Genomic DNA, 24,487 nt, shown 5'->3' with positions numbered 1-24,487 from the left:
TCAGCTCATGGGGCGATCCCGGTCCCGGCAATGGGCACAGCGTCCGTGTCCCTCCAGAACCTGCCGTTCCAGTTCAAAACCCTGTCGGCGGGCCTGTTCCACCAGGGCCTGCTGGATGACGAGGTTTTCCACCTCGATAACCAGACCGCAATCCCGGCAGATCAGCAGCAGATAGTGGTGTTCATGTTCCGGGTCGGTGCATCCTACATATCCGTTGAGACTTTCGACCCGGTGGATCAGGCCCTGGGCCAGGAGAAAATCCAGAGCCCGGTAGACCGTGGGTGGTTTGACCGTATGATCCTCCGAACTCATCCGGTGGATGAGTTCGTAGGCTTTCACCGCTTCATGGCTTTGCCAAATCTGTTCCAGCACCCGGCGTCGAAGGGGGGTGAGCCGCACACCCCGCTTGCGACACAGATATTCAGCCCGGCTCAGAGCCGTACTGATACAGCGGTCATGGTCATGGGCCGGGTCGATAATACCCAGGGGGTGAGTATGCAACGGAACGTCCTCCGGTGGCGTATTGGGCTATGGGGATATAGCATAACCTGCTTTGGATCGGGGGGCAGTGGCCGCCTCCACCGCTGAATAACGAGACTTTTTCAAAATTCGAATGAAGATTCCCGGCGATACTCCACGGCATACTGCCTTGATCTTCAAGTGGACGCTATGGCTGGTGTTCAGTCTTCTGCTGACGGGGTTATCTGTCGCCTTTGCCACCCTTAATCACCACAATCTACAGCGTCAGTATGAGGCATGGCGTACCCTGGACCAGTCCCGGCATCAGCAGCAGCTACAGGCCCTGTTGCACCAGCTTGAAGGGGATCTGCTGACCCAGGCCCATTTGATTCCTTCCCTGTCCGGCCTGCGCCAAGCGTTGCAGCAGGGGGACCCGGGGGAACTGGGGCGGTTGTTTTCAGCCCATTGGGCTGATTTTAAAACGGATACCCATCTGGTCATGGCGGGTTTTCTGGATATTCATGGCCAGTTCCTGGTGCAGGCCCAACTGATCCATACCCATTATGATCCTCCGGCCCAATTATGGCAGGCGGTGGATCAGGCGCTGTTGATCGACACATCCAGTACCTTCGTGGATTGCAAATGGGACTGTTTGAGCTATGCGGTGACCCCGGTGCTGGCCATGGGGCAAACCGTGGGGGCGGTGACCCTGGCCCAGCCCGTGACCTCGTTGCTGATGTCCTTTCATACCCTCTCCGGTGGTCTGGACATGGCCCTGTTCCAGGTGGCGCCGCAGCGCACAGGGGCGGCTTTGACCGATGCCGGGCAGTTACTGGGCATGACCCGCCGGGACGAGCTTGAACCCCTGCTGGCGTCGGCCATGCCGGCCATCCTGAAATCGGCAACCGTAACCCATGGGCAATTGGACGATGGGCGGCAAATGGAACTGATGCCCTATCTGCTGCTGGAAGACAGGGCCGGCCATCGGGTCATTGCCGTGGTGATCACCGATGTCACCCAGGCCCAGCGGCAGATGAAGCTGGCCCAGTGGCAAAACATGCTGGTGGGGATCATGGGGCTGCTGTTGATGACCCTGGCCGTAAGAAGGCTGACCCGCCCCCTGTTTCCGCGACGTTGATCCTGGCAACCGATGGATACCAGCGGTGGCGTACCGCTGCCGGTGATGCCACAATAGTCTGCGGCTTCAAAATACCGGAGCTGAGCTTCTGCGATCGTTCTGATTGCTCGCCCGCCAAAGTGTCATCAAACTCGGAGCAGCCAAGTCAGTGGATATAGAAGAACAGGACCCCCTGTGCAGCGTGCTCACTGAACTCAGGGAAGAACATCGCGCCCTGGATGATGCCATTCAACGCCTGGCGGAGGGGCCGTTCATCGACCAGATTCGTCTGACCCGGCTGAAAAAGCGCAAGCTGCAACTCAAGGACGCCATCGCCCGCCTGGAGAGCCGGCTGATACCGGACCTCAACGCCTGACATCCCCGCCCGCAGACGGGGATTGGTTTACGGTTCAGGATGCGTTGCTTCTTATCCCCAGATATCGGCAGTAATGCTGTCGTACCAGCCCTGAGCGTAGCGGGCTTCCTGACGGCGGAAATGAAGACTGGCATCGGCAGGACTGACGCCACCGGAACCCGGCACACCGGTAATTTCCCCATCGCTGTAGCGATAGACTGCCGCAATACTGATGCCATATTCCGGCCCTACCAGGCTGTAGCAGGTATTGACCGTGGACAGGGCCAGCATCTCCATACCCGCCATGGTGCGGACGATGGCGGCGGCGGCCACCTTGCCCTGGGTATTGGCAGAATGGCCGGATTTGGGCATCTGTCCGGCAATACTGGCATCACCGATGATGAAAATATCCGGGTCCATTGCCGACTCAAAGGTGAGCTGGTTCACCGGGCACCAGCCGGTCGCCCCGGTCAGGCCCGATTCCACGGCAATCCGGCCAGCTTCCTGGGGAGGGATGAAATTCAGGACATCCGCCTGAAACCGGGTCAGCCCGCCGTCTGCATAGACCGTCCGGGTTGCCGCGTCGACTTCTTCCACCTGCCCTCCCTGGGAACTGGGTACCCATTCGATCATGTTGCCATAGAGCTGTTGCCAGCCGTCCATGAACAGACCCTGCTTGGAGAAGGTTTCCTTGTTATCCAGGATGATGATTTTGGATCGGGGTTTGTGCTGTTTGAAATAATGGGCCACCAGACTGGCCCGCTCATAGGGGCCAGGCGGGCAGCGAAACGGATTGCCCGGCACCACCATGACAAAGACTCCGCCGTCGGGCATGGCTTCCAGTTGGCGGCGCAGGGTCTGGGTCTGAGGACCAGCCTTCCAGGCATGGGGAATGGTCTCGGCCACTTCAGGGCCGTAGCCGGCCACCGCATCGTAGCGAAAATCGATGCCCGGTGAGAGCACCAGCTTTTGATAGCTCAGACGATCTCCGCCAGCCAGATGCACCTTGTGGTTATCCCGGTCGATGGCGGTCACCGTGTCATGGATCACCTGAATACCGTGGGTGTCCCGTAACACAGTAAAGGTCTGGGCCAGACGGTCCATCCGGGTGAGTCCCCCCAGATACCAGTTGGAGCCGTAGCAGGTGTAATGGCGGGGTATGGGCTCAATCAACACCACATCCAGATTGGGATCAAACCGCTTGAGGTATTTGGCGGCAGTGGCTCCCCCCGATCCGCCACCCACCACCACCACCTGCCCCTTGGTCTTGCGGCTATCGGACAGGGTGCCACAGGCAGCCAGAGCGGTGGCCGCTCCCCCGGCACCCAGAGCGCGAAGGAAATGTCTGCGTGATATCTGTGTTGTCATTAATATATATCCTTACTGGACTTAGCGCAGGGTGCTGAAATGCTCGGCGATGAGTCGGATTTCCTCGTCCGTATAGCCTGTGGCGTGGCGATCCATGACCGTACTGGGCCGGGTACCATCGCGGAAGGCCAGCATCTGGGCCACCATGATTTCCGTGGGATAACCGTAAATGCTGGGAATGGTGCCGCTGCTCCGGCCATCGGTGCCGTGGCAGGCATAGCAGGTGGTGGCCATAAGGGCGCCCCGGGAGACGACGTCGGCGGTGGCTGTCTGGCTCAGCCCCAGACCGGCCAGGGCAAGGGTGAGGGCGCCGCCGGAAAGGCGTAGCAGATGATGCCGCATGAAATTCATTGTCCTGTTTTTAGCGTGTGAGCGGGATAACCATAAGGTATATAATTGATTTTTAAGACATTTAATTTTGATTTAAATCAATATTTTTGTTTTTATCCGGCGATTGAGGGCAGGATAGGGCACCAATATATATTTGCGTTGGCTCATGCCGCCAATACAGAATAATCTGGATATAAGAACTCAAAAGCATGAGTCCTTCCATACCGATGGCATACAAGGCGTAGGGTGTTTCTATGGGCCAGGATCAACGCAGGCATCCGCGGGTGCCGTTGGAAGTCATGGTGGAACTGTATCGCACAGGTGCCTCACCCCGGAGGGTGCCCGTGCTGGACCTCAGTGGGGGTGGCGCCTTGCTCCTCATCCCCAAAGGGGATCTGCCCAATCCGGGTGAGCAGGTGAAAATGCGGCTCTGTGATGCCCTGGGGGACGGGGAATTACCCCCCATGGTCAGTGCCCGGGTGGTGCGTTGCCTGCCTCATGGGGTCGCGGTGGAGTTTCTTGTCAGTAAGGACGAGGGGTGCCGGCCGGGCGGGCAGCAAAACGACGATAGCTCCAGACATATTGCTCGGGACAGAGCCGGATCAGGGTTTCCACGGCCTGATTGACCGCGGTGGCGGCCTGCTGGGGATCATCCCCATGGAGGGTATCCGGCAGGGGAATGCAGCGATAGCGATAGCCCTGTCCTCTGGGTAGCCGCTGGGCAAAGGCCAGGATGACCGGCACCTGTCGGGAGGCTGCGAGCCGGTTGATCAGGGTCATGGTGAGGGTCGGGTGGCCGAAGAAAGGGGCAAATACACCCCGGGCACCTTTGGGCGTCTGGTCTGGTAACAGCCCCACCAGCTCACCTCGGGCCAGGGCCTGATGGACCTCCCGGATACCACTGAGGGTGATGGGCACCAGACGAGAGCCGGTAGCCGCCCGGGCTTCACGCAGGGGGCGATCCAGGGCCGCCAGTCGAGGGGGACGATACAGGGTGGTCAGGTGGCCCAGACAGGCGGCATGGAGTCCGGCAAACTCCCAGCTTCCCAGATGGGGAGAGGCCAGCAGCACCCCTCGCCCCTGTTGCAATGCTGCGTGAACATGGTCTTCACCTTCCTTGTCCATCACCAGACTCTGGATGCGGGCGGCTCCGGCTTGCCAGAGCCAGGGGGCTTCTGTCAGCGCCTTGCCGGTTTCCATCAGGCTTTGGCGGGCAATCTGACGATGCCAGCGGGCATCCCGTTCCGGGAAACAGAGCCTGAGATTGATCAGGGAAATACGGCGCAACTCGGTGGGCAGTATCCAGGCCAGCCAGCCCAGCAGAGCGCCCAGGGCATGATTCACCGGCAGGGGCAACCGGGCCAGCAGGGTGAACAGCAGACGAATCAGGAACGTCATCATTTTGCCTGGGAAACCCGGTCCTTGAGGGCATCCGTCCCGATCGCCTCATTCAGTCCCACCGACATCAGCGGGGTCAGGGTGCGTATCAGACTTTTAAACAGATCCGGATTGGCCTGTTCTTCCTGGGCCAGCAGTGCCTTCATGTGGGGCCTTTGGGTGGGTTTGCCAAAACGGGTGGGGCAGTTTTCCTCCATGACGGGCAATGCTGCCTGATGTGCAAAGTCACGGATGCGCCGCTCCCGGGCATAGACCAGGGGACGGATCACCCGCAAATCACCTGCTTCAATCAGATAATGGGCTTTCATGGTTTTAAGGCGGCCTCCGTGGAAGGCGCTCATCAGAAAACTTTCCGCCAGATCATCCAGATGCTGGCCCAGTGCGATGACGTTATAGCCCTGTTGTCGAGCCGTGCGATAAATCAGTCCCCGCCGCATACGGGAGCAGAAGGCGCAGTAGGAGCGGTTATCCAGATGTTTTTCTGCCCGCTCCAGGATCGGTTCGCTGACATAGGCATAGGGTACGCCCAATGCCTGTAGATAAGGCATCAAAGCCCGTTTGTCACCCAGGCCGGTCTGGGGATCAATGGTGACGGCACCCACCTGAAAACGCACCGGCGCCCGTTGCTGAAAATACAGCAACAGATGGAGCAGGGTCAGGGAGTCCTTGCCACCGGACAAGCCGAGGAGCACCCGGTCCCCATCCCGGATCATCCGAAAATCGCCAATGGCGCGACCGGCATCCCGGATCAGGGAGCGGGGCACCTGAACAGCTGAAGCTTGCATGAAAACCACCCGGATGTTGAACCTGAAGGGCGGGATTTATCCCATAAAACCGCTGCAAAATCAGGTATCCGGGTGTTTCTGTGCCCATTCTTCCGGTGTCATGGGGCGAATGGACAGGGCGTGCAGGGTGCCGCTGGTGATTGCTTCCTTGACGGTGGCGTTGACTTTCTGTTCCCGCTTGAGGCGACTGAGTCCGGCAAAGGATTTGCAGATCACCAGGGCCTCAAAATGGCCCTCCTGGCCGCTGACAGTGACCTGGGCGTCGGGCAGACCGTTGGCGATCAGTGCGTGTACCTGTTCTGGGGTCATTATTTTTGCGCGAGAACTCCCGGCCTTCGGGTCGGGAATGGCTCGCATCCTCCTGTGTTGGTTGGGGTTGTTGAACATCTCCCCCGCGCATTCCCCCTGCCAGGCGTAGCCAGGAGGGGGTCAGGCGGGGTTTCTTTTGAGGGGCTTGGTGCCTTGGGATTCCACATAGGCCCGAACCGTCTCCAGGGATGCTCCACCGACAGAGCCAGCATAGTAAGCGCGTTGCCAGAACATCGGTTTGCAATAAAACGCTGCCAAATGCTCCGCAAAACGATTGCGGGCGCGGCGGGCGCTGGCCGTCTTGAGATTGCCGATCAGCGTGGAAATGTTCAGCGCAGGCTGGATCGCTATCAGCAAATGAATATGGTCAGTCTCGCCACCAAACTCGATCAGTTCACAGCGCCATGCCGCCAGAATCTCAGAAAACGCGCCCTTGAGGTAATCCCTCAGTTCTTCATGCAAGCATGGACGGCGATACCTGGTCACGAAAACAACATGCAGCTTGATGTCATAAACCGCGTGAGAACTTGATTTGGTGGGGTTTTCCATGGTTGCGCTTTAATGATTTCAATGGGATTATAGCAACCATGAACATGAATGGGCACCGCTTTCGCTGCTATCCCAATCGCACACAGGAAAATATCCTGCTGCGCTGGATCGGCAGAGGTTGGAGGTCCGTGAGGTGGTGAGCGGCATCACGATGGCCTGAAAACCAATGGGCGCGTTCACGGCCATGAGCGTTGCCAGGAAAGGCGTTCTGGAATTGTTGCGCGAGTGCGGGTAGAAAAAGATAGACGAACATGCTCGTCTATGCTAATCCTTTCCCCATGAAAAGCATCAAGTTAGGCGTGCGGGCGAAACAGAAGGGCATTGCGTACCGCACGGCTTGGAACTGGTACAAGGCCGGGCGGTTGCCGGCCCATGGGTATCAAACGCGGCTTGACGATCCCGATGGAACGCTGGATGCGCCACTCGGCGCCTACGCCGATCTCGACTGCCAAGCCGAGCATGGGTTCTTTGCCGACATCGCACGCGACTGCGATCCGGCGGTGCTGAAGTTGCAGTACTTGGCGCGCTTCGGACTCACCACGCGGCAGTTCAATGTCATCGCCATCAGCGCAATCCCAACCCGCTAATCGTAAGCAGCACTGTCCGGCTTACGTCCATAGATATGCTTTTCTATGGTTTCAGGGACAGTGTCAGTTTCCCTTCAGCCCCTGGAAGCCTTAACGCATGCACGGTACCCAGATCCACTTGGGCGTGGTTATGGACCCGATCCAGACCATTCAAGTCAAGAAAGACTCCACCCTGGCCATGCTGTTGGCCGCCCAGGCCAGAGGGTGGAGCCTGCACTATATGGAACAGCAGGACCTGTGGCTGAGTGATGGCCGGGTCCATGCCACCTCCCGGCCATTGAACGTCAAGGATGATCCCGATCACTGGTACGCGCTGGGTGCGCCCGAATCCCATCCCCTGGCCACTTTGGATGTGGTATTGATGCGTAAGGATCCCCCGTTCGACATGGAATATGTCTACAGTACCTATCTGCTGGAAATGGCGGCTGCCGAGGGTTGCCTGGTGGTGAACCGGCCTGCCAGTCTGCGAGATGCCAACGAAAAACTTTACACCGCCTGGTTTCCCCAATGCTGCCCCCCCACTCTGGTGACCCGCGACCCGGCCCGTATCCGTGATTTCATGGCCCAACAAGGTGAAATTGTGGTCAAACCCTTAGACGGCATGGGCGGAGCATCGGTATTCCGACTGATCCCCGGTGATACCAATATCGGGGTGATTCTGGAAACCATCACCGATCACGGCAGGCGCACCGTCATGGCCCAGCGCTTCCTGCCGGAATATCGCCAGGGTGACAAACGTATCCTGCTCGTGGACGGCGAACCCATACCCTATGCCCTGGCCCGTATTCCAGCCACCGGCGAGGGACGGGCCAATCTGGCTGCCGGTGGCCGGGGCGAGGGGGTGCCGCTGACGGCGCGGGATCGGTGGATCTGCGCCCAGGTGGGACCCACCCTCAAAGATCAGGGGCTGATGTTCGTGGGCCTGGATGTCATCGGGGAATATCTCACTGAAATCAACGTCACCAGCCCCACCTGTATCCGGGAACTGGATCAGCAGTTCGGACTGGATATCGGCGGACAACTTATGGATGCCATCGCCCGTCGGCTGGAGATCCGCTTATGATCCACCGGTTTGAGCGCCGGACTGGGCCACTGATGGTGGTACTGTGCCTGACCTTGCTGCTGAGTGCCTGTGAGCGCCCGGAGATCCATCGGGATCGTTTCATTGCCTTTGGCACCCTGGTGGAACTGAACATCTACACTTCAGATCGGGAGCTGGTAGCCAGAGCCACCGAATCGGTGCGCTCAGACCTGGAATACATGCATCAAACCTGGCACGCCTGGGAACCTGGCCCCATGAGTCGGACCAACGAACTGCTGTCCACCGGACTGCCTTTTTCTGCCGATCCTTCCGTGTTGCCTCTGATTCTGGAGGCTCAACGTTTCTACAAAACCAGCGAAGGGCTGTTCAATCCAGCCCTGGGCGCCCTGTTTGCCCTCTGGGGCTTTCAGACAGACGATCCCCAGGGGCCGCCACCAACACCGGAGCAGATCAGGGCCATTCTGGAACAGGCGCCCAGCATGGCCGACATCGAGATCGACGGTATTCGTATGCGCAGCCACAATCCGGCAGTTCAACTGGATCTTGGCGCCTATGCCAAAGGCTATGGTATCCAGCAGGCCATGGCCCATCTGCGTGACCTGGGGGTGGAACATGCCATCCTCAATGCCGGTGGCGATTTGCTGGCCATTGGCCGACCCGGCAATCGGTCCTGGCGGATCGGGGTCCGCGCTCCCGATGGCCAGGGGGTGCTGGCCGCCATCAGGATTCAGGGGGAGGAGGCCGTATTCACTTCCGGGGATTATGAGCGTTATTACCGCCACGAGGGCGAACGTTACCATCATATTCTGGACCCTCGTACCGGATACCCGGCTCGGGGCACCCGGGCTGTGACTGTGATCCATCACCATGCAGCCACCGCCGATGTGGCCAGCACCGCCCTGTTTATCGCCGGTCCCGAACACTGGCCCGCCGTCGCGGCCCGATTGGGTATCGACAAGGTGATGCTGGTGGATGAGGCCGGTGTCATTCACCTGACGCCGGCCATGGAAAAGCGGGTGACTTTCGAGGGAACACCCACCCGCCGCATTACCTCCTTGCCATAATGACCCGCGCCGACGGACTGGTCATCCTGCTGGCCATACTGCTGGTGATGGGCAGCTATGTCTGGCTGTGGACCCCGGCCACCCCCGCCACCCAGGTCCGGGTGGTGGCCGGGGATCGGGAAATCGCCCGACTGCCCCTGGATCAGCCCCGGCAACTGGAAGTCACCGGCCCCGCCGGCATCACCGTGGTGGAAATCCGTGACGGCGCTGCCCGCTGCGCCGCCTCCCCCGGCTCCCAGGGTATCTGTCAGCAGGCGGGCTGGCTGCGCCAGGCCGGCGACATGGCTGTCAGCCTGCCCAACCGGGTCATCATCGAGGTACTGGGAGATGAATGGGCATTTGATAGCGTGAACTATTGATCAGTTGCGCGGCAAACCTCGCCCTTCAGGGCGGGGAAGGATAGCGCGAACCGCGAAGCGGTTCTTGTTTGACGCGGTATAAATAAGGCGTTAAGATACGCAGCATGAATACCGTGCAGCGTGCCTACAAATACCGATTCTATCCGACGCCCGAGCAGGCCGAACAGCTTGCCCGGACATTCGGGTGTACGAGGTACGTTTACAACCACTTCCTGAAAGTGCGCACCGACGCTTGGTACGAGCAACAGGAGCGGGTCGGTTACAACGACACAGCCAAGCAGCTTACCGTGCTGAAAAAGCAGTCGGAAACGCTGTGGCTTCAGGAGGTGTCGAACGTCTGCTTGCAGCAGGCACTGCGCAACCTCGACACGGCGTTCAAGAACTTCTTCCTGGGGCGTGCCAAATACCCCACCTTCAAGAAAAAGCACGCCTGCCAGTCCGCTCGCTACACGAGCAGTGGTTTCTCGTACCGCGACGGGCAGATCAAGCTAGCCAAGCACAAGGAGCCGCTGAATATCCGATGGAGCCGTCGCTTCACCGGCACACCATCCAGTGTCACGGTCAGTTGCGATACAGCGGGGCGCTACCACATCTCAATTCTCGTCCAGGAATATGTGGCGCCCTTGCCGTTCAGCAAGCAGGAGGTGGGCATCGACCTCGGCCTCACTCACGCGGTCATCACCAGCAGCGGACAGAAGGTCAACAACCACCAATATCTCAAGCAGTCCGAGAAGAAACTGGCTCGCGCCCAGCGCAGCCTGTCACGTAAGGAGAAAGGGTCAGCCAACCGGGCCAAGGCAAAACTCAAGGTCGCACGCATTCATGCCAGGATTGCCGACCAACGCCGAGACTTCGCACACAAGCTGACCACGCAGCTCATTCACGAGAACCAAGTCGTAGCTGCCGAAAGCCTGCAAGTGAAGAACATGCTCAAGAACCGCTCGCTGGCAAAAGCCATAAGCAACGTGGGATGGCATCAAATGACGTCGATGCTGACCTACAAGGCCCAGTGGTACGGACGAGATTTTGTTCAGATCGACAGGTGGTACCCATCCAGCAAGCGTTGCCACGCCTGTGGTCATCTTTCCGACACCTTGGCGCTATCAGTTCGACATTGGGACTGCCCCGCCTGCGGAGCCGGTCACGACCGCGATGTGAACGCTGCAAAGAACATCCTCAAAGCAGGCAAGGCCATTCTGGCCGGAGCCGACAAGCTGCGAGAGCACGAGAAAACTACCGTGGGGCGCACGGGAGGTTAAGCCTGTGGAGTCTGTGTAAGCCTCTGCGGGCAATCCCAAAGAGCAACGGACCATGAAGCAGGAACCTGGAAGGCGACAACTAGGAATCCCCGTCCTTCAGGGCGGGGAGGACGTCAAGCAGCTGCCCACCACCCGGGAAGATCACCGCATCGCCTGGCTGGCCGCACTGGCCATTGCCGTGCACATCCTGGAGGCCGCCATCCCCAGCCCCCTGCCCGGCGTCAAGCCAGGGCTGGCCAATGTGATCACGGTGCTGGTGCTGATGCTGTTCGGCTGGCGAATGGCGGTCTGGGTCACTGTATTGCGGGTGCTGGCGGGCAGTCTGGTGATCGGCACCTTTCTCAGTCCTGCTTTTTTACTCAGTGCCGCAGGTGCCGGCTGCAGTCTGGCCATTCTGGGACTGGCCCATCGGCTGGCAGGCACCCGACTCAGCCCCCTGGGCCTGTGTGTACTGGCGGCCCTGGCCCACATGACAGGGCAGTTCCTGCTGGCCTGGTGGCTGTTTATCCCCCATCCCGCCTTGCTCAAACTGCTGCCGGTATTGCTGACCTTTGCTCTGGTATTCGGCCTGATGAGCGGTACAATAGCGGCCGTCATGTATCGGCAGGTATCCCAACCTTCGGCGCTGTCCTGATGCCCCTTGCGTCCTCCTCCATCGCCGTCGATGCTCTGGTTCCGGCCCTGTTGCTGGCCCTGGCCCTGCACGGGCTGGTCATCTTTGGCCTGGGATTTGAGTTGTCCCCCAACGCGCCCCGGATGGAAGGGACAGCCGTTGAGGTGATTTTGGTGCATACCCGCACCGATACCCCCGACCCCAAGGCTCAGGTCAAGGCCCAGGTGGATCAGCAGGCCAGTGGCCAGGATGCTCCCGACGGTCGGCCCGTGAGCCCGATGACCCAACCCCTCCCCGTACCTGCAGATGACCTGAATCAGCGACAGGCCACGGCGGCAGTGCCCCAGCCGGTCCCCCGGCACCATACCGAGGTGATCACGGCCATTAATCCTGTTGTGCCAGCGCAGCGACAGCTGCCGTCCCAAAACGCCATTCCCGAACACCACTTGACTGACCAGGAATGGATGGAACATCACCTGAACATGGCCCGATTCAGTACTGAACTGGCCCCCAGGGAACAACAGCAGGCCCCTCGGCCACGCATCCATTATGTGGATGCCCTGAGCACCCAGTCCGCTGTGGAGGCTGCCTATGTGGCGGCCTGGGTACGCAAGGTGGAACAGGTGGGCAATCTCAATTACCCGGATCAAGCCCGGCGCCAGCAACTGGGGGGCAGCCTAGTGCTGAGTGTTCTGATCGATCAGGAAGGTCAGGTCGTCAATATCCAGATCGGCGCCAGTTCCGGCAAACCGGTTCTGGATGACGCCGCCCGCCGCATTGTGACCCTGGCTGGCCCCTTTGCCCCCTTCCCTGCCGAGATGCGTCACGCTTATGATCAACTCATGATCACCCGTACCTGGGTATTTCAGGGCAACCAGACCCATCTGCATAGCCAGGAACGTTGATAAATTAGTGATTGCTGCCGCCCAAAGGCACCAGCCCTACGACCGGATCGGGGGAAGGTGTACACTAGATCCATCGAATGCAGCCGCGACCCCGATACCCATGCGCAGCGCGAACTTCACAGACCAGTTCCTGATCGCCATGCCCACCCTGGCGGACCCCAACTTTTTCCATGCCGTCACCTATCTGTGCGAGCACACGGAAGAGGGGGCCATGGGCATCGTCATCAATCACCCCACAGACCTGACTCTGGAAGTGGTGCTGGAACATATGGGCATCACCGCCAAGGTGCCCGCCCACCGCATTCCCGTCTACAACGGCGGCCCGGTACAGCCGGATCGAGGCTTCATCCTCCATCCAGCCGGACAACGCTGGACCTCCACCATGCGAGTGAGCGACCGCATTGCCGTCACCACCTCCCGGGACATCCTGGAAGCCATGGCCGAGGGCGCCGGCCCGCCCAGTTATCTCATTGCCCTGGGATATGCCGGCTGGGGACCGGGACAACTGGAACAGGAAATCGGAGACAACGTCTGGCTCACCTGCCCGGCAGCGGCAGATGTTCTGTTTCAAGAACCACCAGACAAACGCTGGCAAGCCGCCGCTGGACAACTGGGCGTAGACTTGTCCCTCATGAGTGGTCAGGCCGGTCATGCCTGATACCCGCGCCCGGCGCGAGAAAAAAATCCGGGACATGGGCATACCCGATACAGTGCTGGGACTGGACTACGGGGAAAAACGCATCGGCGTGGCCGTCGGTAATGGCATCACCCGCACCGCCGCCCCCCTGGACACCCTGAGCGCCCGGGACGGCATCCCCGACTGGCCCCGCCTGGATGTCCTGATCCGGGAATGGCAACCGGCCCTGCTGGTGGTGGGCCTGCCCGGCACCCCGGACGGCAGCGAGCACCCTCTGGCCCGCCGCATCCAGGCTTTTTGTGATCGTCTGCGAGCCCGCTATACCCTGCCGGTGCGATGGGTGGACGAACAGTTCAGTTCTGCCGAAGCCACATCCCAGCTCAAATCCCGGCGCCAGGAAGGCCGTCGTGGACGTATTTGCAAGGAGGACATCGACGCCGTCGCAGCGGCCATCTTTCTGGAACACTGGCTTGCCCAAGAGATTTCTCAATGACCGAACCTGTCAGCACCCTTCTGGACCGCATGGCTGATGCCCTGCGCCGCCACCTGTCGGCACAGCACATCACCGCCCCCGCCCTGGTGGGTATCCATACCGGCGGAGTCTGGGTGGCCGAGCAACTGCACCAGCGCCTGGATCTGAACGAGCCTCTGGGTAAACTGGATATTTCCTTCTACCGGGATGACTTCAGCCGCATGGGCATGCATCCCCAGGTGCGTCCCTCCTCCCTGCCCTTCGCCGTGGATGATCGCCACATCCTGCTGGTGGACGATGTGCTGTTCACCGGCCGCACCATCCGCGCCGCCATGAACGAACTGTTCGACTATGGCCGTCCGGCCTCGGTGATGCTGGCGGTGCTGGTGGAACGGGACGGACGGGAGCTGCCGATCCAGGCCCAGGTGGTGGGCCAGCATCTCAAGCTTCGAAGCGACGAGCAGGTGAAGCTGCGGGGACCCGATCCCCTGCGTCTGGACATCGTCAAACTGGAACCCGCGTCATGATCGATCAGGATAGCCCGGCCCGATTCCGGCCTGCCGCCGGACCCCTGCCTCCCTCCCTGCAGTTCAATGCCCAGGGACGGCTACGGCATCTGCTCACCATCGAGGGACTCTCCGGCGCCCTGATCACCGAGATCCTGGATACCGCCGAGTCCTTCGCCGGCATGAACGCCCAGGCGGTGAAGAAGGTGCCCCTGCTGCGGGGCAAGACGGTGATGAACCTGTTCTTCGAGGCCAGCACCCGGACCCGCACCACCTTCGAACTGGCGGCCAAGCGTTTGTCGGCGGACGTGCTGAACATCAATATCAGCACCTCGGCCACGGTCAAGGGCGAGAGCCTGCTGGACACCCTCAGAAACCTCCAGGCCATGTATGTGGACATGTTCGTGGTGCGTCACGCCGACAGCGGCGCGGCCCACTTCATCGCCCGCCACGTGGCGCCCCATGTGAGCGTGCTCAATGCCGGCGATGGTCGCCATGCCCACCCCACCCAGGCCCTGCTGGACATGTTCACCATTCGTCGCCACAAGGGGGACTTCACCCGCCTGAAGGTGGCCATCGTGGGCGACATCCTCCATTCCCGGGTGGCCCGCTCCCAGATCCACGCCCTGAATTTGCTCAATACCGGCGAAGTCCGGGTGATCGGCCCCAAGACCCTGCTGCCTGCCTATGTGGAGGACCTGGGGGTACATGTGTTTCACGACATCCGCGCCGGCCTCAGGGATGTGGATGTGGTCATCATGCTGCGGCTGCAGAAGGAACGGATGGAAAGCGGCCTGCTGCCCTCCGAGCACGAATTCTTCCAGCTCTGGGGGCTGACCGAGGAACGCCTGGCCCTGGCAGCGCCAGATTGCATGGTCATGCATCCAGGCCCCGCCAATCGCGGAGTGGAGATCGACTCCCGAGTGGCAGACGGCCCCCAGTCGGTCATTCTGGAACAGGTCAGTCACGGTATCGCCGTGCGCATGGCGGTCATGTCCACCATCATGGGCGGCAGTATGAATCAGGGGTCTGGCGCATGAAACTGCTGATCGAACAAGGCCGGGTGATCGACCCGGAAAACGGGGTGGATCAGGTCACGGACCTTTACATCCAGGGTGAGGAGATCGTCGCCCTGGGCGCGCCTCCCAGCGAGGATTACAGCCCGGATCGGCGCATCAACGCCTTGGGGCGCTGGGTACTGCCCGGTCTGGTGGATCTCTCCGCCCGCCTGGGGGAACCAGGACATGAACAAAAGGCCACCATCGCCTCGGAAACCCGCGCTGCTGCCAGTGCGGGCATCACCACCCTGGTCTGTCCACCAGACACCAGTCCGGTGGTAGATTCCCCGGCCCAGATCGAACTGATCAATCGTCGTGCCAGACAGGCCTGCGGTGTTCGGGTCCATGCCCTGGGCGCCCTGACAACGGGCCTCAAGGGACAGCAACTGTCGGATATGGCCGCCCTGAAACGGGCTGGCGCCCTGGGGATGAGTCAGGCCCTGCGCCCGATGGGCAGTCACCTGCTGTTACGGCGAGCCCTGGAATACGCCGCCAGCCATGGTATCACCGTGTACCTGCATCCCATCGACTGGTCTCTGGCGGGTACCGGCTGTGCCCACGAAGGTGCCGTCGCCACCCGCCTGGGCCTGCCGGGTATCCCGGAGGCTGCAGAAACGGCTGCCCTGGGGGTGCTGCTGGCCCTGACCGCCCAGACTGGCGCACGCATCCACATCTGCCGCCTGTCCACGGCACGGGGAGCTGCCATGGTGGGTCGCGCCAGGGAAGATGGTCTGCCGGTCAGCGCCGATGTCTGTGCCCATCAACTGTTTTTGACCGAAATGGATGTGGCGGATTTTAACAGCCTGTGTCATGTGATCCCCCCCCTGCGCACCCTGCGGGACCGGGATGGGCTACGCAAGGCCGTGGCCAGCGGTATTATCGAAGCCATCTGCTCAGACCATCAACCCCAGGAAGCCGATGCCAAGCTGGCTCCCTTCCCGGCCACCCTGCCGGGCATGTCCACCCTGGAAACCCTGCTGCCCCTGGTATTGCGGCTGGCGGAAGACGGCGTGCTGTCCCTGTCCGAGGCGGTACGCCGGGTCACCGCTGGCCCGGCCCGGATTCTGGGCCTGAAGGTGGGCACCCTGACCGTAGGCGACCGGGCGGACGTGACTATCGTGGACCCGGAACGGGGCTATGGACCCGGACCGGACAACTGGCTTAGCGCCGGCCATAACAGTGCCTTTTTTGGCTGGGACTTTCGGCCCCGGGTCACTCACACCCTGGTGGCCGGGCGGGTGATTTTCGAGCATTTTCCTGCCGTCAAAACACCATCGCCGGCCCCTGTCACAACCGGACGGCCATGAGCCTATCTTTTTAGAATCCAGAAGAGACAAACTTTCCATGCCCAACAAAGAGACCGATCTGTTTTCCAACCTCTATGCCGGCGCCCTGGACCTGAAAAACCGCATCGTCATGGCGCCCATGACCCGTTCCCGGGCAGACGATGCCGGCATTCCCGGTCCCCATGTGGCCACCTATTACGCCCAGCGCGCCACCGCTGGCCTGATCATCAGTGAAGGGGTCTATCCCTGCCCCATGGGTCGGGGCTATGCCCGTACTCCGGGCATGTTCACCGAAGAACAGGTGGATGCCTGGCTGGCGGTGACTGACGCGGTCCATGCTGCCGGGGGTCGCATCGTCATGCAGGTGATGCACGCGGGCCGTATTTCCCACCCCGATCTTTTGCCGGACGGCGCCTTGCCCGTTTCTGCCTCTGCGGTGCGTCCCGAGGGTGAAGCCTTCACCCAGGAAGGCATGAAACCCTTTGTCACCCCCCGCGCCCTGGAAACCCATGAAATCCCGGACGTGATCGAGGATTTTCGCATTGCCACGTCTTTGGCCTTCGAGGCAGGATTTGACGGCGTGGAACTGCATGCCGCTTCTGGCTACCTGGCGGAACAGTTCCTGTGCTCCAGCACCAATCAGCGTACCGACCAGTATGGTGGCAGCGTAGAAAACCGTGCCCGCTTCATTCTGGAGGTGCTCGAAGCCATGACCTCCGTGCGCAGCGGCGATTACATCGGCATCAAACTGGCCCCGGAAATGGGGTTTAACCATATCCACGATGACAACCCCAGGGAAACCTACTGTCATCTGGTGGAGCAACTGGGATATTTTCGACTGGCCTATCTGCATGTGGCCCTGTTTGGCGATCACGGGCATTATCATGATCTGCTGCGGCCCAGATTCAAGGGCGATGCCTATCTGGCCGGCGGTGGTCTGACCCAGGAGACGGGGGAGGCGCTGATTCGTTCCGGCGCTGCCGATGCCGCGGTCTACGGGACCCCCTTCATCGCCAACCCGGATCTGGTGGAGCGCTTCCGCCGTCATGGCCCCCTGGCGGAGGCGGATCGCAGCACCTTTTATGCCCCAGGCCCGGAAGGCTACATCGATTATCCCCCGCTTTGATCCGGCGAACTATACTGGCGAAATCACCGCAAGCGCGGTAACGTGTCAGAAACGGGAATCCCCCCAGCCTTGAGCGTGGGGGATTTTCCACGCTTCATCGACTTTATGCCCCGTCCGCATTCTGGAACAGTTTGTCCCATACGATGGAGAGGTGTCAGCAATGGTGGAGTTTTCCCTGGTTGTCCTGTTTTTGATTGCCGCACTGCTGTTTTATCAGTACTACAATGCGCGGGCTTCCCTGCCCGCTCCCCGACCGGATTGCTACGGCAAATCCGGGTCTGTACTCAATGGCGAGGAAAAGGCCCTGTTCAAAGCCCTGACAGAGGGCCTGGGGGCTGATCATCACGTCTTTCCCAAGGTGATGGCCGCCAATGTCCTCACACTCAAGCCCAACCCGGATCAGCCCCTCAAAGAGGCGGCCCGACGCCGTATTGCCCATGAATATTTCGACTTTGTGCTGTGTAAAAAGTCTGACCAGACCGTAACCTGTGTCCTGCGCATGCAAGCCGCGGGCCGGGGATTGACGGCCCTGCATGATTCCAATGTGTTTCTCGGCTCGGTCTGTGAACAGGTGGAACTGCCCTATGCAGTGATCCCCACCCGTTCGGGCCATGAGGCCGACACCGTCAAGGCGCAGGTAGAGGCCGCCATCACTGCCAACCAGGCCCGGATTCAGGCCAAGGCCAAAGCCAAGGCCGAAGCCAAAGCCAGGGCAGAAGCCAAACGCAGGGCCAAGTCAGAAGCCAAAGCCAGGGCGGAAGCCAAGGCCAGGACCGAGGCTGAGGCCAGGGCAGCCCAGAAAGCTGCGGCGCGAACCCCTGCTGCAGCCCCTGACGCAACGGCAACCCAATCCAGCCCCGATCCTGAACCCGCCGCCTCATCCGGCCCCATGCCCCGGATCAAGGCGGCCCCTGAATCCCGATCACCTTCGGCCACCAGGGATCAGTCTTCCTCCAGTGCATCCCGAACCACTCGCCGGGAGAAGATCGACGTGGTCAGTACCCCTGCCAGCGCCGCCTCCCGTAAATCCCGCCCATCTGCTGGGGCCAAGGGAGCCGGGGCAACTGCCAGGGCCAAGCGCACCCCGTCAGCCAGGCTGGCTCCGGCAAGACCCCGGCGCAACCCGGCCCGACGCGGGCCTGGGGTGAAAAAAGACTGAACGGTCCTCCGGCACGCCGTCACTTACACGCTGTGGCGGCGTGTCCAACAGGATTTGGGCCGCTTCCGGCCCATCAGGCCCGACCTACATTCACGTCCGTAGGGGCATGGAAATAGTCGCTGTCCCGGGCGTATGCTTCCAGATCCTTGAGCAGAACCGCAAGACGCTCTTCGGCGGTGCTGATGGCGGCGCATTGCTCACAGCGGGGATCGCCGCAAGGCTGGCGGGTATAGAGCCAGTAGTGGACCGCTCCCGCCAGCAAGCCATCTGCAATCTCCCACAGATCAGCCTGGGGATCCACGTCGCTCAGACGGTTGGCCAACTCCACGGTCTGGCTGGCGGCGCTGTCGAACAGGTTGAGGGCTTCTGACATGGCAAAGTCCTGTGCCGGTGGATGGCCGCCAATGATACCACGGAAGCCCGACTCAGCAGACGGTCACCACCAGAGGCACTTCCAGTTCCTCAGGTGTCAGCCCACCATGCACGCCCTTCAGATCAAAGGGTTTTTCGGTAAGCATCTGGTCCGAAATGATCCACCCTGGATGCATCAGCAGGGCATAGTCTCCAATCCTGGCCGCCAGCTCAGGATGGGGTACACCCGGACCAAACCAGCCTTCTTCCAGCAGTTCTGCGCTGGGACGCAAGGTGCAGACCTGTCCCAGTTGCGCCTTGACCAGAGCCTGGAACCGTTCATGCCAGCCGTGGCGCACATAGGCCCAGGCCACCCGTGGCTCACCGCACAAGGGCAGCATCAGGCAATCGGCAATCTCCGGGTAGTCCGCCAGGAGGAGTTGATGGTTAACCGCCGTCATGCCGTGGTCGGCGGTGACAATCAGCAAGGTATCAGTACCCCGCAGTCGGGCAGCCAGCACACTCAGGGCATCATCAATCGTCTCCAGATGCCTGCGGGTCAGGGGGGCATCCGGGCCGTAGCGATGGCCCAAATGGTCCAGTTCCGACCAATAGGCATAGGTGTAGCTAATATCTGGACGCTTCTTGACCACCTCTTCCACCCGGTTCACCATGCTCTGCAGGGTGCGGAAGGGAAACAGCCGCGCCTGGCCCTTATGGGCCTTGTTGAACGGGGTATGGGCGATCCTGTTAGGGCTGACCAGAGCGCTGACCACTGGAATTCGGTTAAAGGTCACCTCATGCTTCAGCCAGTTCAGCACATCCAGATCAGCCACCTGGTCATACCCGCTCCCCCCGTAACGGGGTTTGCCGGGCAGGACCGCCATCACAGCCCCCAGTTCCCGAAAATGTATATGCCAGCCGGTCAGGCCGTGTTGGGCGGGCGCATCGCCGGTCAGGAAGGTGGTGACGCCGGTGGCGGTGGTGGTAGGAAATACCGCATGGATACCCGTGCGACGGTGGCCATTGAGGAAGGGGGCAGGCCTGGTTTGTAAAAATTGATCCCCCAGGCCATCCACCACCACCAGCACCACATGGCGATGGCGGGCCACCTCCTCCGGGGGCAGGGCCAGCAAGGGCTTGTGACAGGATGGAGTCCCCCCCAGACCGCTGATCAGGGATGTCATCAAATTGGCCAGGCAACGTCCCTGGTAATCGGGTATCTGCATTGACTGGTTCTCGTTTGGGTATCCTGGGATGATAAACAGAGGTCTGGATTCCGCCCAGTGCTATCATGGCGGCCACCGGTAAAACAAACAGCAAACAAGGAATACCACCATGCGCTTGTGCTGGTCCAATCTGCTGCTGATCGGCGTGGTTGTGGTCCTGGGTACCGCCAGCCTGCTGGCCAGCTGTGGTCAACGGGGCGATCTTTACCTGCCCGAAGAATCCCATCACGGGGTCACCCTCCTTGTTGCCCCGCAACGGTCATAGCTTCATGGATCATTTTAACTACCATCATGGCGTACTCCACGTTGAAGCGCTGAGTCTGGAAACACTGGCCCAGCGTCATGGCACGCCGCTTTATGTCTATTCCCGGGCCACCCTGGAACGCCACTGGCATGCCTTTGATCGCGCCCTGGGGGATCACCCCCATCTGGTGTGCTATGCGGTGAAGGCCAATTCCAGTCTGGCGGTGCTCAACCTGCTGGCCCGGCTCGGGTCCGGGTTCGACATCGTCTCCGTCGGCGAACTGGAGCGGGTGGTGCGGGCCGGCGGTGATCCGGGCAAGGTGGTCTTCTCCGGCGTGGGCAAGCGGACCGACGAGATGCGCCGCGCCCTGGAACTGGGCATCCGCTGCTTCAACGTGGAATCGGCGGCGGAACTGGAGCGCCTCAATGCCGAGGCCGGCGCCCTGGGGGTGACGGCGCCGGTGTCCCTGCGGGTCAATCCGGACGTGGATGCCCAGACCCATCCCTACATCTCCACCGGGCTGAAGGAAAACAAGTTCGGCGTGGACGTGACCGATGCCCTGGAGCTCTACCGGCGGGCCGCGGCACTGCCGCACCTGAATATCATCGGCATCGACTGCCACATCGGTTCCCAGCTCACCCGCCTGGAACCCTTCGTGGACGCCTTGCACCGGGTTTTGCATCTGGCCCGGACCCTGGAAGACGAAGGCATCCGCCTCCATCATCTGGATCTGGGGGGCGGGCTGGGCATCTGTTACCGGGACGAGCATCCGCCTCTGCCCGAGCAGTATGCCCAGGCCATGCTGGCGGTGTTGCAGGATACCCATTACGAGATTTTGGTGGAACCTGGCCGGGCCATTGCTGGCAATGCCGGAGTGCTGCTCACCCAGGTGGAATACCTCAAACCCACCCGCCACAAGCACTTTGCCATCGTGGACGCAGCCATGAACGATCTCATCCGGCCCGCCCTCTACAGCGCATGGATGGACATCGTGCCGGTGCGTCCCCGAGGGGGCGAGGGCATCCCCTATGACGTGGTGGGGCCGGTCTGCGAAACCGGGGATTTTTTGGGTAAGGCGCGCACTCTGGACCTGGCTGCCGGCGACCTGCTGGCGGTGCGATCCGCCGGGGCCTACGGTTTTACCATGAGCTCCAACTACAATACCCGTCCCCGGCCCGCGGAGGTGATGGTGGATGGGGACCGGGACTGGCTGATCCATCGCCGTCAGACCCTGGATGAACTGATGGCCGGGGAAACCCTGCTGCCCGGCTGATCCTCCATATCGAACACCAGAAGGAATCTCTCATGTCCCGTGAAATTATCGCCACCGACAAGGCTCCACAGGCCATCGGTACCTATTCCCAGGCTGTGAAGGTGGGGTCCACTGTCTACCTGTCCGGCCAGATCCCCCTGATCCCCGAAACCATGGACATGGTGGAAGGCCCTGTCGAAGCCCAGATTCGCCGGGTGTTCGACAATCTGCAGGCGGTGGCCGAAGCCGCCGGCGGCACCCTGGACGACGTGGTCAAGCTCAATGTCTTCCTCACCGACCTGACCCATTTCCCCACCGTGAATCAGGTCATGGCCGAATACTTCCACGAGCCCTATCCGGCCCGTGCCGCCATCGGCGTTGCCAGCCTGCCCAAAGATGCCCAGGTGGAGATGGACGGGATCATGGACCTGTCCTGACGGAATCCGGCGGCCCCTCCTCCTGGGGGGGAGGGGCCATCATGGCCAGGGACATGGCATCATCGGGAAAGGAATCAAGCGGATAGCGTCATGACCGAACCTGTCACCACTCTCAGGGGCATCGGCCCCAAGCAGGCGGCCCGGCTGGAAAAGCTGGGTATCCACACCCTGACCGACCTGCTGTTTCATCTCCCTCTGCGCTATCAGGACCGCACCCGGCTGCTGCCCATAGGTGGCCTGCGCCCCGGAGACGAGGCGGTGGTGGAAGGAGAGATTGCCCTGGCCGAGGTGCAGTCCCGCAGTCGGCGCATGTTGATCCTGCGCCTGGCCGATGGTACCGGCGCCCTCAATCTGCGGTTTTTCCATTTCTCCGCCGCCCAGCAACATAATCTGGTGCGCGGGGTGCGGCTGCGCTGCTTTGGGGAAGTGCGAGGGAGTCGGCAAGGTGGGCTGGAGATGATACACCCGGAATATCGGGCCATCCAGGACGATACCCTACCGGTGGAAGATTGCCTCACCCCTGTCTACCCCACCACGGAAGGGCTGCATCAGATCACCCTGCGCCGTCTCACCGACGAGGCCCTGGCTCATCTGGATCATCTGCCGGACTGGCTGCCGCCGGGGGTATTGGATAGCGCCGGACTGCCGGACCTGGAATCGGCCCTGCGCACTGTGCATCGGCCACCGCCGGATGTCTCCGTGGCGGCACTGCTGGCGGGCCGTCACCCCGCCCAGCGGCGTCTGGCCTTCGAGGAACTGGTGGCCCATCACCTGAGTCTGTACCGCCTGCGCACCCGCACCACCGCCCGGCCTGCTCCGGTGATACGGGTGGATGGTAATCTGCTCGGTCGTCTGCGCCGGTCCCTGCCGTTTGCCCTCACCAGTGCCCAGGACCGGGTGATCCGGGAGCTGGAACGGGACATGGCGCGGCCCAGTCCCATGCTGCGTCTGGTACAGGGGGACGTGGGTTCGGGCAAGACCCTGGTGGCGGTGGCTGCCTGTCTGCAGGCAGTAGAGGCCGGTCATCAGGCCGCAGTGATGGCCCCCACGGAGATTTTAGCGGAACAGCATCACCACAATTTTCGCGCCCTGCTGGGGCCATTGGACATTCCGGTGGCTTGGTTTTCCGGCAGGCAGGGGGTGCGCGCCCGCCGGGAGTCCCTGGCGGCGCTGGCCGAGGGTACCGCCCGGGTGGCGGTGGGCACCCATGCCCTGTTCCAGGACGAGGTGAGCTTCGAGGACCTGGCCCTGGTGATCGTGGACGAACAGCACCGATTCGGCGTGCACCAGCGCATGGCCCTGCGGGAGAAGGGCGCCCGGGATGGCCGTCTGCCCCATCAACTGATCATGACCGCCACCCCCATTCCCCGCACCCTGGCCATGACCGCCTACGCCGACCTGGACTATTCGGTCATCGACGAGTTGCCGCCGGGACGCACCCCGGTGAAGACGGTGGCGGTGAGTGATACCCGTCGGGGAGAGGTGGTGGAACGCATCCACCATGCCATCAGCCAGGGGCGGCAAGCCTACTGGGTCTGCACCCTGATCGAGGAATCCGAGGTTCTGCAGGCCCAGGCGGCAGAAGATACCCACGCCCTGTTGCAGGCGGCTCTGACCGGTGTCCGGGTGGGGCTGGTGCATGGGCGCATGAAACCTCGGGAAAAAGAGGCAATGATGGCCGCTTTCAAGGCCGGTGAGCTGCAGTTGCTGGTGGCCACCACGGTGATCGAGGTGGGAGTGGACGTGCCCAATGCCTCTCTCATGATCATCGAGAACGCGGAACGTCTGGGGCTGGCCCAGCTACATCAGCTGCGGGGCCGGGTGGGGCGGGGCACGGCGGAGAGCGCCTGTGTGCTGCTCTATCATCCTCCCCTTTCTTACACCGCCCAGCGTCGCCTGGAGGCCCTGCGGGCCAGCACCGACGGCTTTGAGATTGCCCGCATTGACCTGGAGTTGCGGGGGCCGGGGGAGGTGCTGGGCACCCGGCAGACGGGGATGATGCAGTTTCGCATTGCCGAGATCACCCGGGATCAGGACCTGCTGGAAACGGTAAAAGCGGCGGCGACCCGGCTGATGCGGGAGCACCCGGACCACGTGGAGCCGCTGATCCGGCGCTGGCTCAGTGGATCGGAGGAATATGGTCGCGTGGGTTGATATCATCAACGCCAGATTCATAAAAATGTCATCCATATGGGCGTTAATGGCGGTATTTTTTGACCATTGGGTTTCTC

29 protein-coding genes and 1 pseudogene are annotated in these 24,487 nt (G+C 61.4%); 21 read left to right on the top strand and 9 right to left on the bottom strand.

All coding sequences use genetic code 11. From position 1 onward, the window contains the following. Positions 1–501 (bottom strand): Fur family transcriptional regulator, encoded by a 501-nt coding sequence (locus BMX62_RS03200; protein WP_238375830.1) that lies wholly within the window; start codon positions 499–501, stop codon positions 1–3. Between the two features lie 112 nt (positions 502–613). Between BMX62_RS03200 and BMX62_RS03195 the strand changes: the two genes are divergently transcribed. Further along, the gene (locus BMX62_RS03195) at positions 614–1,597 is read left to right on the top strand and encodes a cache domain-containing protein (protein ID WP_090204047.1); all 984 of its coding nucleotides are present in this window, start codon (positions 614–616) and stop codon (positions 1,595–1,597) included. Positions 1,598–1,751: 154 nt separating this feature from the next. Continuing rightward, the gene (locus BMX62_RS03190) at positions 1,752–1,952 is read left to right on the top strand and encodes a YdcH family protein (RefSeq protein ID WP_202906194.1); all 201 of its coding nucleotides are present in this window, start codon (positions 1,752–1,754) and stop codon (positions 1,950–1,952) included. 51 nt (positions 1,953–2,003) lie between these two features. On the opposite strand, the gene BMX62_RS03185 is transcribed toward BMX62_RS03190, so the two are convergent. Together BMX62_RS03185 and BMX62_RS03180 are read right to left on the bottom strand one after the other, a co-directional pair. Beyond that, positions 2,004–3,299 carry an NAD(P)/FAD-dependent oxidoreductase gene (locus BMX62_RS03185; RefSeq protein WP_090204044.1) on the bottom strand — a complete coding sequence of 432 codons (1,296 nt, stop codon included), beginning with the start codon at positions 3,297–3,299 and terminating at the stop codon, positions 2,004–2,006. A 21-nt stretch (positions 3,300–3,320) separates the two neighbouring features. Beyond that, positions 3,321–3,641, bottom strand: a complete 321-nt coding sequence (locus BMX62_RS03180; protein WP_090204238.1) for a c-type cytochrome — start codon at positions 3,639–3,641, stop codon at positions 3,321–3,323. Positions 3,642–3,883: 242 nt separating this feature from the next. Between BMX62_RS03180 and BMX62_RS03175 the strand changes: the two genes are divergently transcribed. Further along, positions 3,884–4,255, top strand: a complete 372-nt coding sequence (locus BMX62_RS03175) for a PilZ domain-containing protein (RefSeq protein WP_090204041.1) — start codon at positions 3,884–3,886, stop codon at positions 4,253–4,255. Here BMX62_RS03175 and BMX62_RS03170 read toward each other — a convergent pair. From BMX62_RS03170 to tnpA, 4 genes are all read right to left on the bottom strand, one after another. Next, positions 4,152–5,027: a lysophospholipid acyltransferase family protein gene (locus BMX62_RS03170; protein WP_420795800.1), complete on the bottom strand. Its 876-nt coding sequence runs from the start codon at positions 5,025–5,027 to the stop codon at positions 4,152–4,154. The genes BMX62_RS03175 and BMX62_RS03170 overlap by 104 nt on opposite strands. Continuing rightward, entirely contained in the window at positions 5,027–5,812 is a 786-nt protein-coding gene (locus BMX62_RS03165) for a tRNA 2-thiocytidine biosynthesis TtcA family protein (protein WP_143339647.1), read from the bottom strand. The genes BMX62_RS03170 and BMX62_RS03165 overlap by 1 nt, the downstream gene beginning before the upstream one ends. 60 nt (positions 5,813–5,872) lie before the next feature. Continuing rightward, positions 5,873–6,121, bottom strand: a complete 249-nt coding sequence (locus BMX62_RS03160) for a BolA family protein (RefSeq protein ID WP_090204035.1) — start codon at positions 6,119–6,121, stop codon at positions 5,873–5,875. 120 nt (positions 6,122–6,241) lie between these two features. Continuing rightward, positions 6,242–6,670, bottom strand: coding sequence for an IS200/IS605 family transposase (gene tnpA / locus BMX62_RS03155; protein ID WP_143339646.1), 429 nt, complete (start codon positions 6,668–6,670; stop codon positions 6,242–6,244). 251 nt (positions 6,671–6,921) lie between these two features. On the opposite strand from tnpA, the gene BMX62_RS03150 reads away from it, so the two are divergent. The 14 genes from BMX62_RS03150 to BMX62_RS03085 all read left to right on the top strand — a co-directional run bounded on the left by BMX62_RS03150 (position 6,922) and on the right by BMX62_RS03085 (position 18,743). Next, positions 6,922–7,257, top strand: a complete 336-nt coding sequence (locus BMX62_RS03150; protein ID WP_090204030.1) for a hypothetical protein — start codon at positions 6,922–6,924, stop codon at positions 7,255–7,257. Positions 7,258–7,354: 97 nt separating this feature from the next. After that, complete coding sequence (gshB, locus tag BMX62_RS03145) at positions 7,355–8,320, top strand: glutathione synthase (RefSeq protein ID WP_090204026.1); 966 nt, start codon at positions 7,355–7,357, stop codon at positions 8,318–8,320. Next, positions 8,317–9,363 (top strand): FAD:protein FMN transferase, encoded by a 1,047-nt coding sequence (locus BMX62_RS03140; protein WP_090204025.1) that lies wholly within the window; start codon positions 8,317–8,319, stop codon positions 9,361–9,363. The genes gshB and BMX62_RS03140 overlap by 4 nt, the downstream gene beginning before the upstream one ends. Then, positions 9,363–9,722, top strand: coding sequence for a NusG domain II-containing protein (locus BMX62_RS03135; RefSeq protein ID WP_202906191.1), 360 nt, complete (start codon positions 9,363–9,365; stop codon positions 9,720–9,722). Before BMX62_RS03140 ends, BMX62_RS03135 begins: the two co-directional genes overlap by 1 nt. Positions 9,723–9,826: 104 nt before the next feature. Further along, on the top strand, positions 9,827–10,981 hold the full coding sequence (locus BMX62_RS03130) for an RNA-guided endonuclease TnpB family protein (protein ID WP_090204019.1): 1,155 nt from the start codon (positions 9,827–9,829) through the stop codon (positions 10,979–10,981). A gap of 52 nt (positions 10,982–11,033) precedes the next feature. Next, positions 11,034–11,615, top strand: a complete 582-nt coding sequence (locus BMX62_RS03125; RefSeq protein WP_238375829.1) for a Gx transporter family protein — start codon at positions 11,034–11,036, stop codon at positions 11,613–11,615. Next, complete coding sequence (locus tag BMX62_RS03120) at positions 11,615–12,499, top strand: energy transducer TonB (RefSeq protein WP_090204017.1); 885 nt, start codon at positions 11,615–11,617, stop codon at positions 12,497–12,499. The genes BMX62_RS03125 and BMX62_RS03120 overlap by 1 nt, the downstream gene beginning before the upstream one ends. A gap of 100 nt (positions 12,500–12,599) precedes the next feature. Next, positions 12,600–13,157, top strand: a complete 558-nt coding sequence (locus tag BMX62_RS03115; protein ID WP_090204014.1) for a YqgE/AlgH family protein — start codon at positions 12,600–12,602, stop codon at positions 13,155–13,157. Continuing rightward, a complete protein-coding gene (gene ruvX, locus BMX62_RS03110) occupies positions 13,150–13,629 on the top strand; it encodes a Holliday junction resolvase RuvX (RefSeq protein ID WP_202906190.1) in 480 nt (159 codons plus the stop codon). Before BMX62_RS03115 ends, ruvX begins: the two co-directional genes overlap by 8 nt. After that, the gene (gene pyrR, locus BMX62_RS03105) at positions 13,626–14,135 is read left to right on the top strand and encodes a bifunctional pyr operon transcriptional regulator/uracil phosphoribosyltransferase PyrR (RefSeq protein WP_090204010.1); all 510 of its coding nucleotides are present in this window, start codon (positions 13,626–13,628) and stop codon (positions 14,133–14,135) included. Before ruvX ends, pyrR begins: the two co-directional genes overlap by 4 nt. Next, complete coding sequence (locus BMX62_RS03100; RefSeq protein ID WP_090204005.1) at positions 14,132–15,154, top strand: aspartate carbamoyltransferase catalytic subunit; 1,023 nt, start codon at positions 14,132–14,134, stop codon at positions 15,152–15,154. The genes pyrR and BMX62_RS03100 overlap by 4 nt, the downstream gene beginning before the upstream one ends. Further along, on the top strand, positions 15,151–16,479 hold the full coding sequence (locus tag BMX62_RS03095; protein WP_090204001.1) for a dihydroorotase: 1,329 nt from the start codon (positions 15,151–15,153) through the stop codon (positions 16,477–16,479). The genes BMX62_RS03100 and BMX62_RS03095 overlap by 4 nt, the downstream gene beginning before the upstream one ends. 37 nt (positions 16,480–16,516) lie before the next feature. After that, positions 16,517–17,584 (top strand): alkene reductase, encoded by a 1,068-nt coding sequence (locus BMX62_RS03090; RefSeq protein ID WP_090203998.1) that lies wholly within the window; start codon positions 16,517–16,519, stop codon positions 17,582–17,584. Between the two features lie 160 nt (positions 17,585–17,744). Continuing rightward, positions 17,745–18,743, top strand: a complete 999-nt coding sequence (locus tag BMX62_RS03085; protein ID WP_090203995.1) for a DUF2726 domain-containing protein — start codon at positions 17,745–17,747, stop codon at positions 18,741–18,743. Between the two features lie 73 nt (positions 18,744–18,816). Here the strand turns inward: BMX62_RS03085 and BMX62_RS03080 are convergent, their stop codons facing one another. Together BMX62_RS03080 and BMX62_RS03075 are read right to left on the bottom strand one after the other, a co-directional pair. Beyond that, positions 18,817–19,116 carry a hypothetical protein gene (locus BMX62_RS03080; RefSeq protein WP_090203992.1) on the bottom strand — a complete coding sequence of 100 codons (300 nt, stop codon included), beginning with the start codon at positions 19,114–19,116 and terminating at the stop codon, positions 18,817–18,819. A gap of 52 nt (positions 19,117–19,168) precedes the next feature. Beyond that, a complete protein-coding gene (locus tag BMX62_RS03075) occupies positions 19,169–20,323 on the bottom strand; it encodes an alkaline phosphatase family protein (protein ID WP_090203989.1) in 1,155 nt (384 codons plus the stop codon). Positions 20,324–20,432: 109 nt separating this feature from the next. Here BMX62_RS03075 and lptM point away from each other — a divergent pair, with 109 nt between their 5' ends. From lptM to recG, 4 genes and pseudogenes are all read left to right on the top strand, one after another. After that, positions 20,433–20,588: an LPS translocon maturation chaperone LptM gene (gene lptM / locus BMX62_RS03070; RefSeq protein WP_090203986.1), complete on the top strand. Its 156-nt coding sequence runs from the start codon at positions 20,433–20,435 to the stop codon at positions 20,586–20,588. Positions 20,589–20,592: 4 nt separating this feature from the next. Further along, positions 20,593–21,840 carry a diaminopimelate decarboxylase gene (lysA, locus tag BMX62_RS03065; protein ID WP_090203983.1) on the top strand — a complete coding sequence of 416 codons (1,248 nt, stop codon included), beginning with the start codon at positions 20,593–20,595 and terminating at the stop codon, positions 21,838–21,840. Positions 21,841–21,872: 32 nt separating this feature from the next. Further along, entirely contained in the window at positions 21,873–22,256 is a 384-nt protein-coding gene (locus BMX62_RS03060) for a RidA family protein (RefSeq protein WP_090203980.1), read from the top strand. Between the two features lie 45 nt (positions 22,257–22,301). Continuing rightward, positions 22,302–24,410, top strand: a pseudogene (gene recG, locus BMX62_RS03055) (ATP-dependent DNA helicase RecG); the annotation flags it as partial. Positions 24,411–24,487 lie beyond the last annotated feature (77 nt).

This window comes from Ectothiorhodospira magna (genome assembly GCF_900110965.1).
Taxonomy (GTDB): Bacteria; Pseudomonadota; Gammaproteobacteria; order Ectothiorhodospirales; family Ectothiorhodospiraceae; genus Ectothiorhodospira; species Ectothiorhodospira magna.
This window is presented reverse-complemented; position numbering and strand designations above follow the sequence as displayed.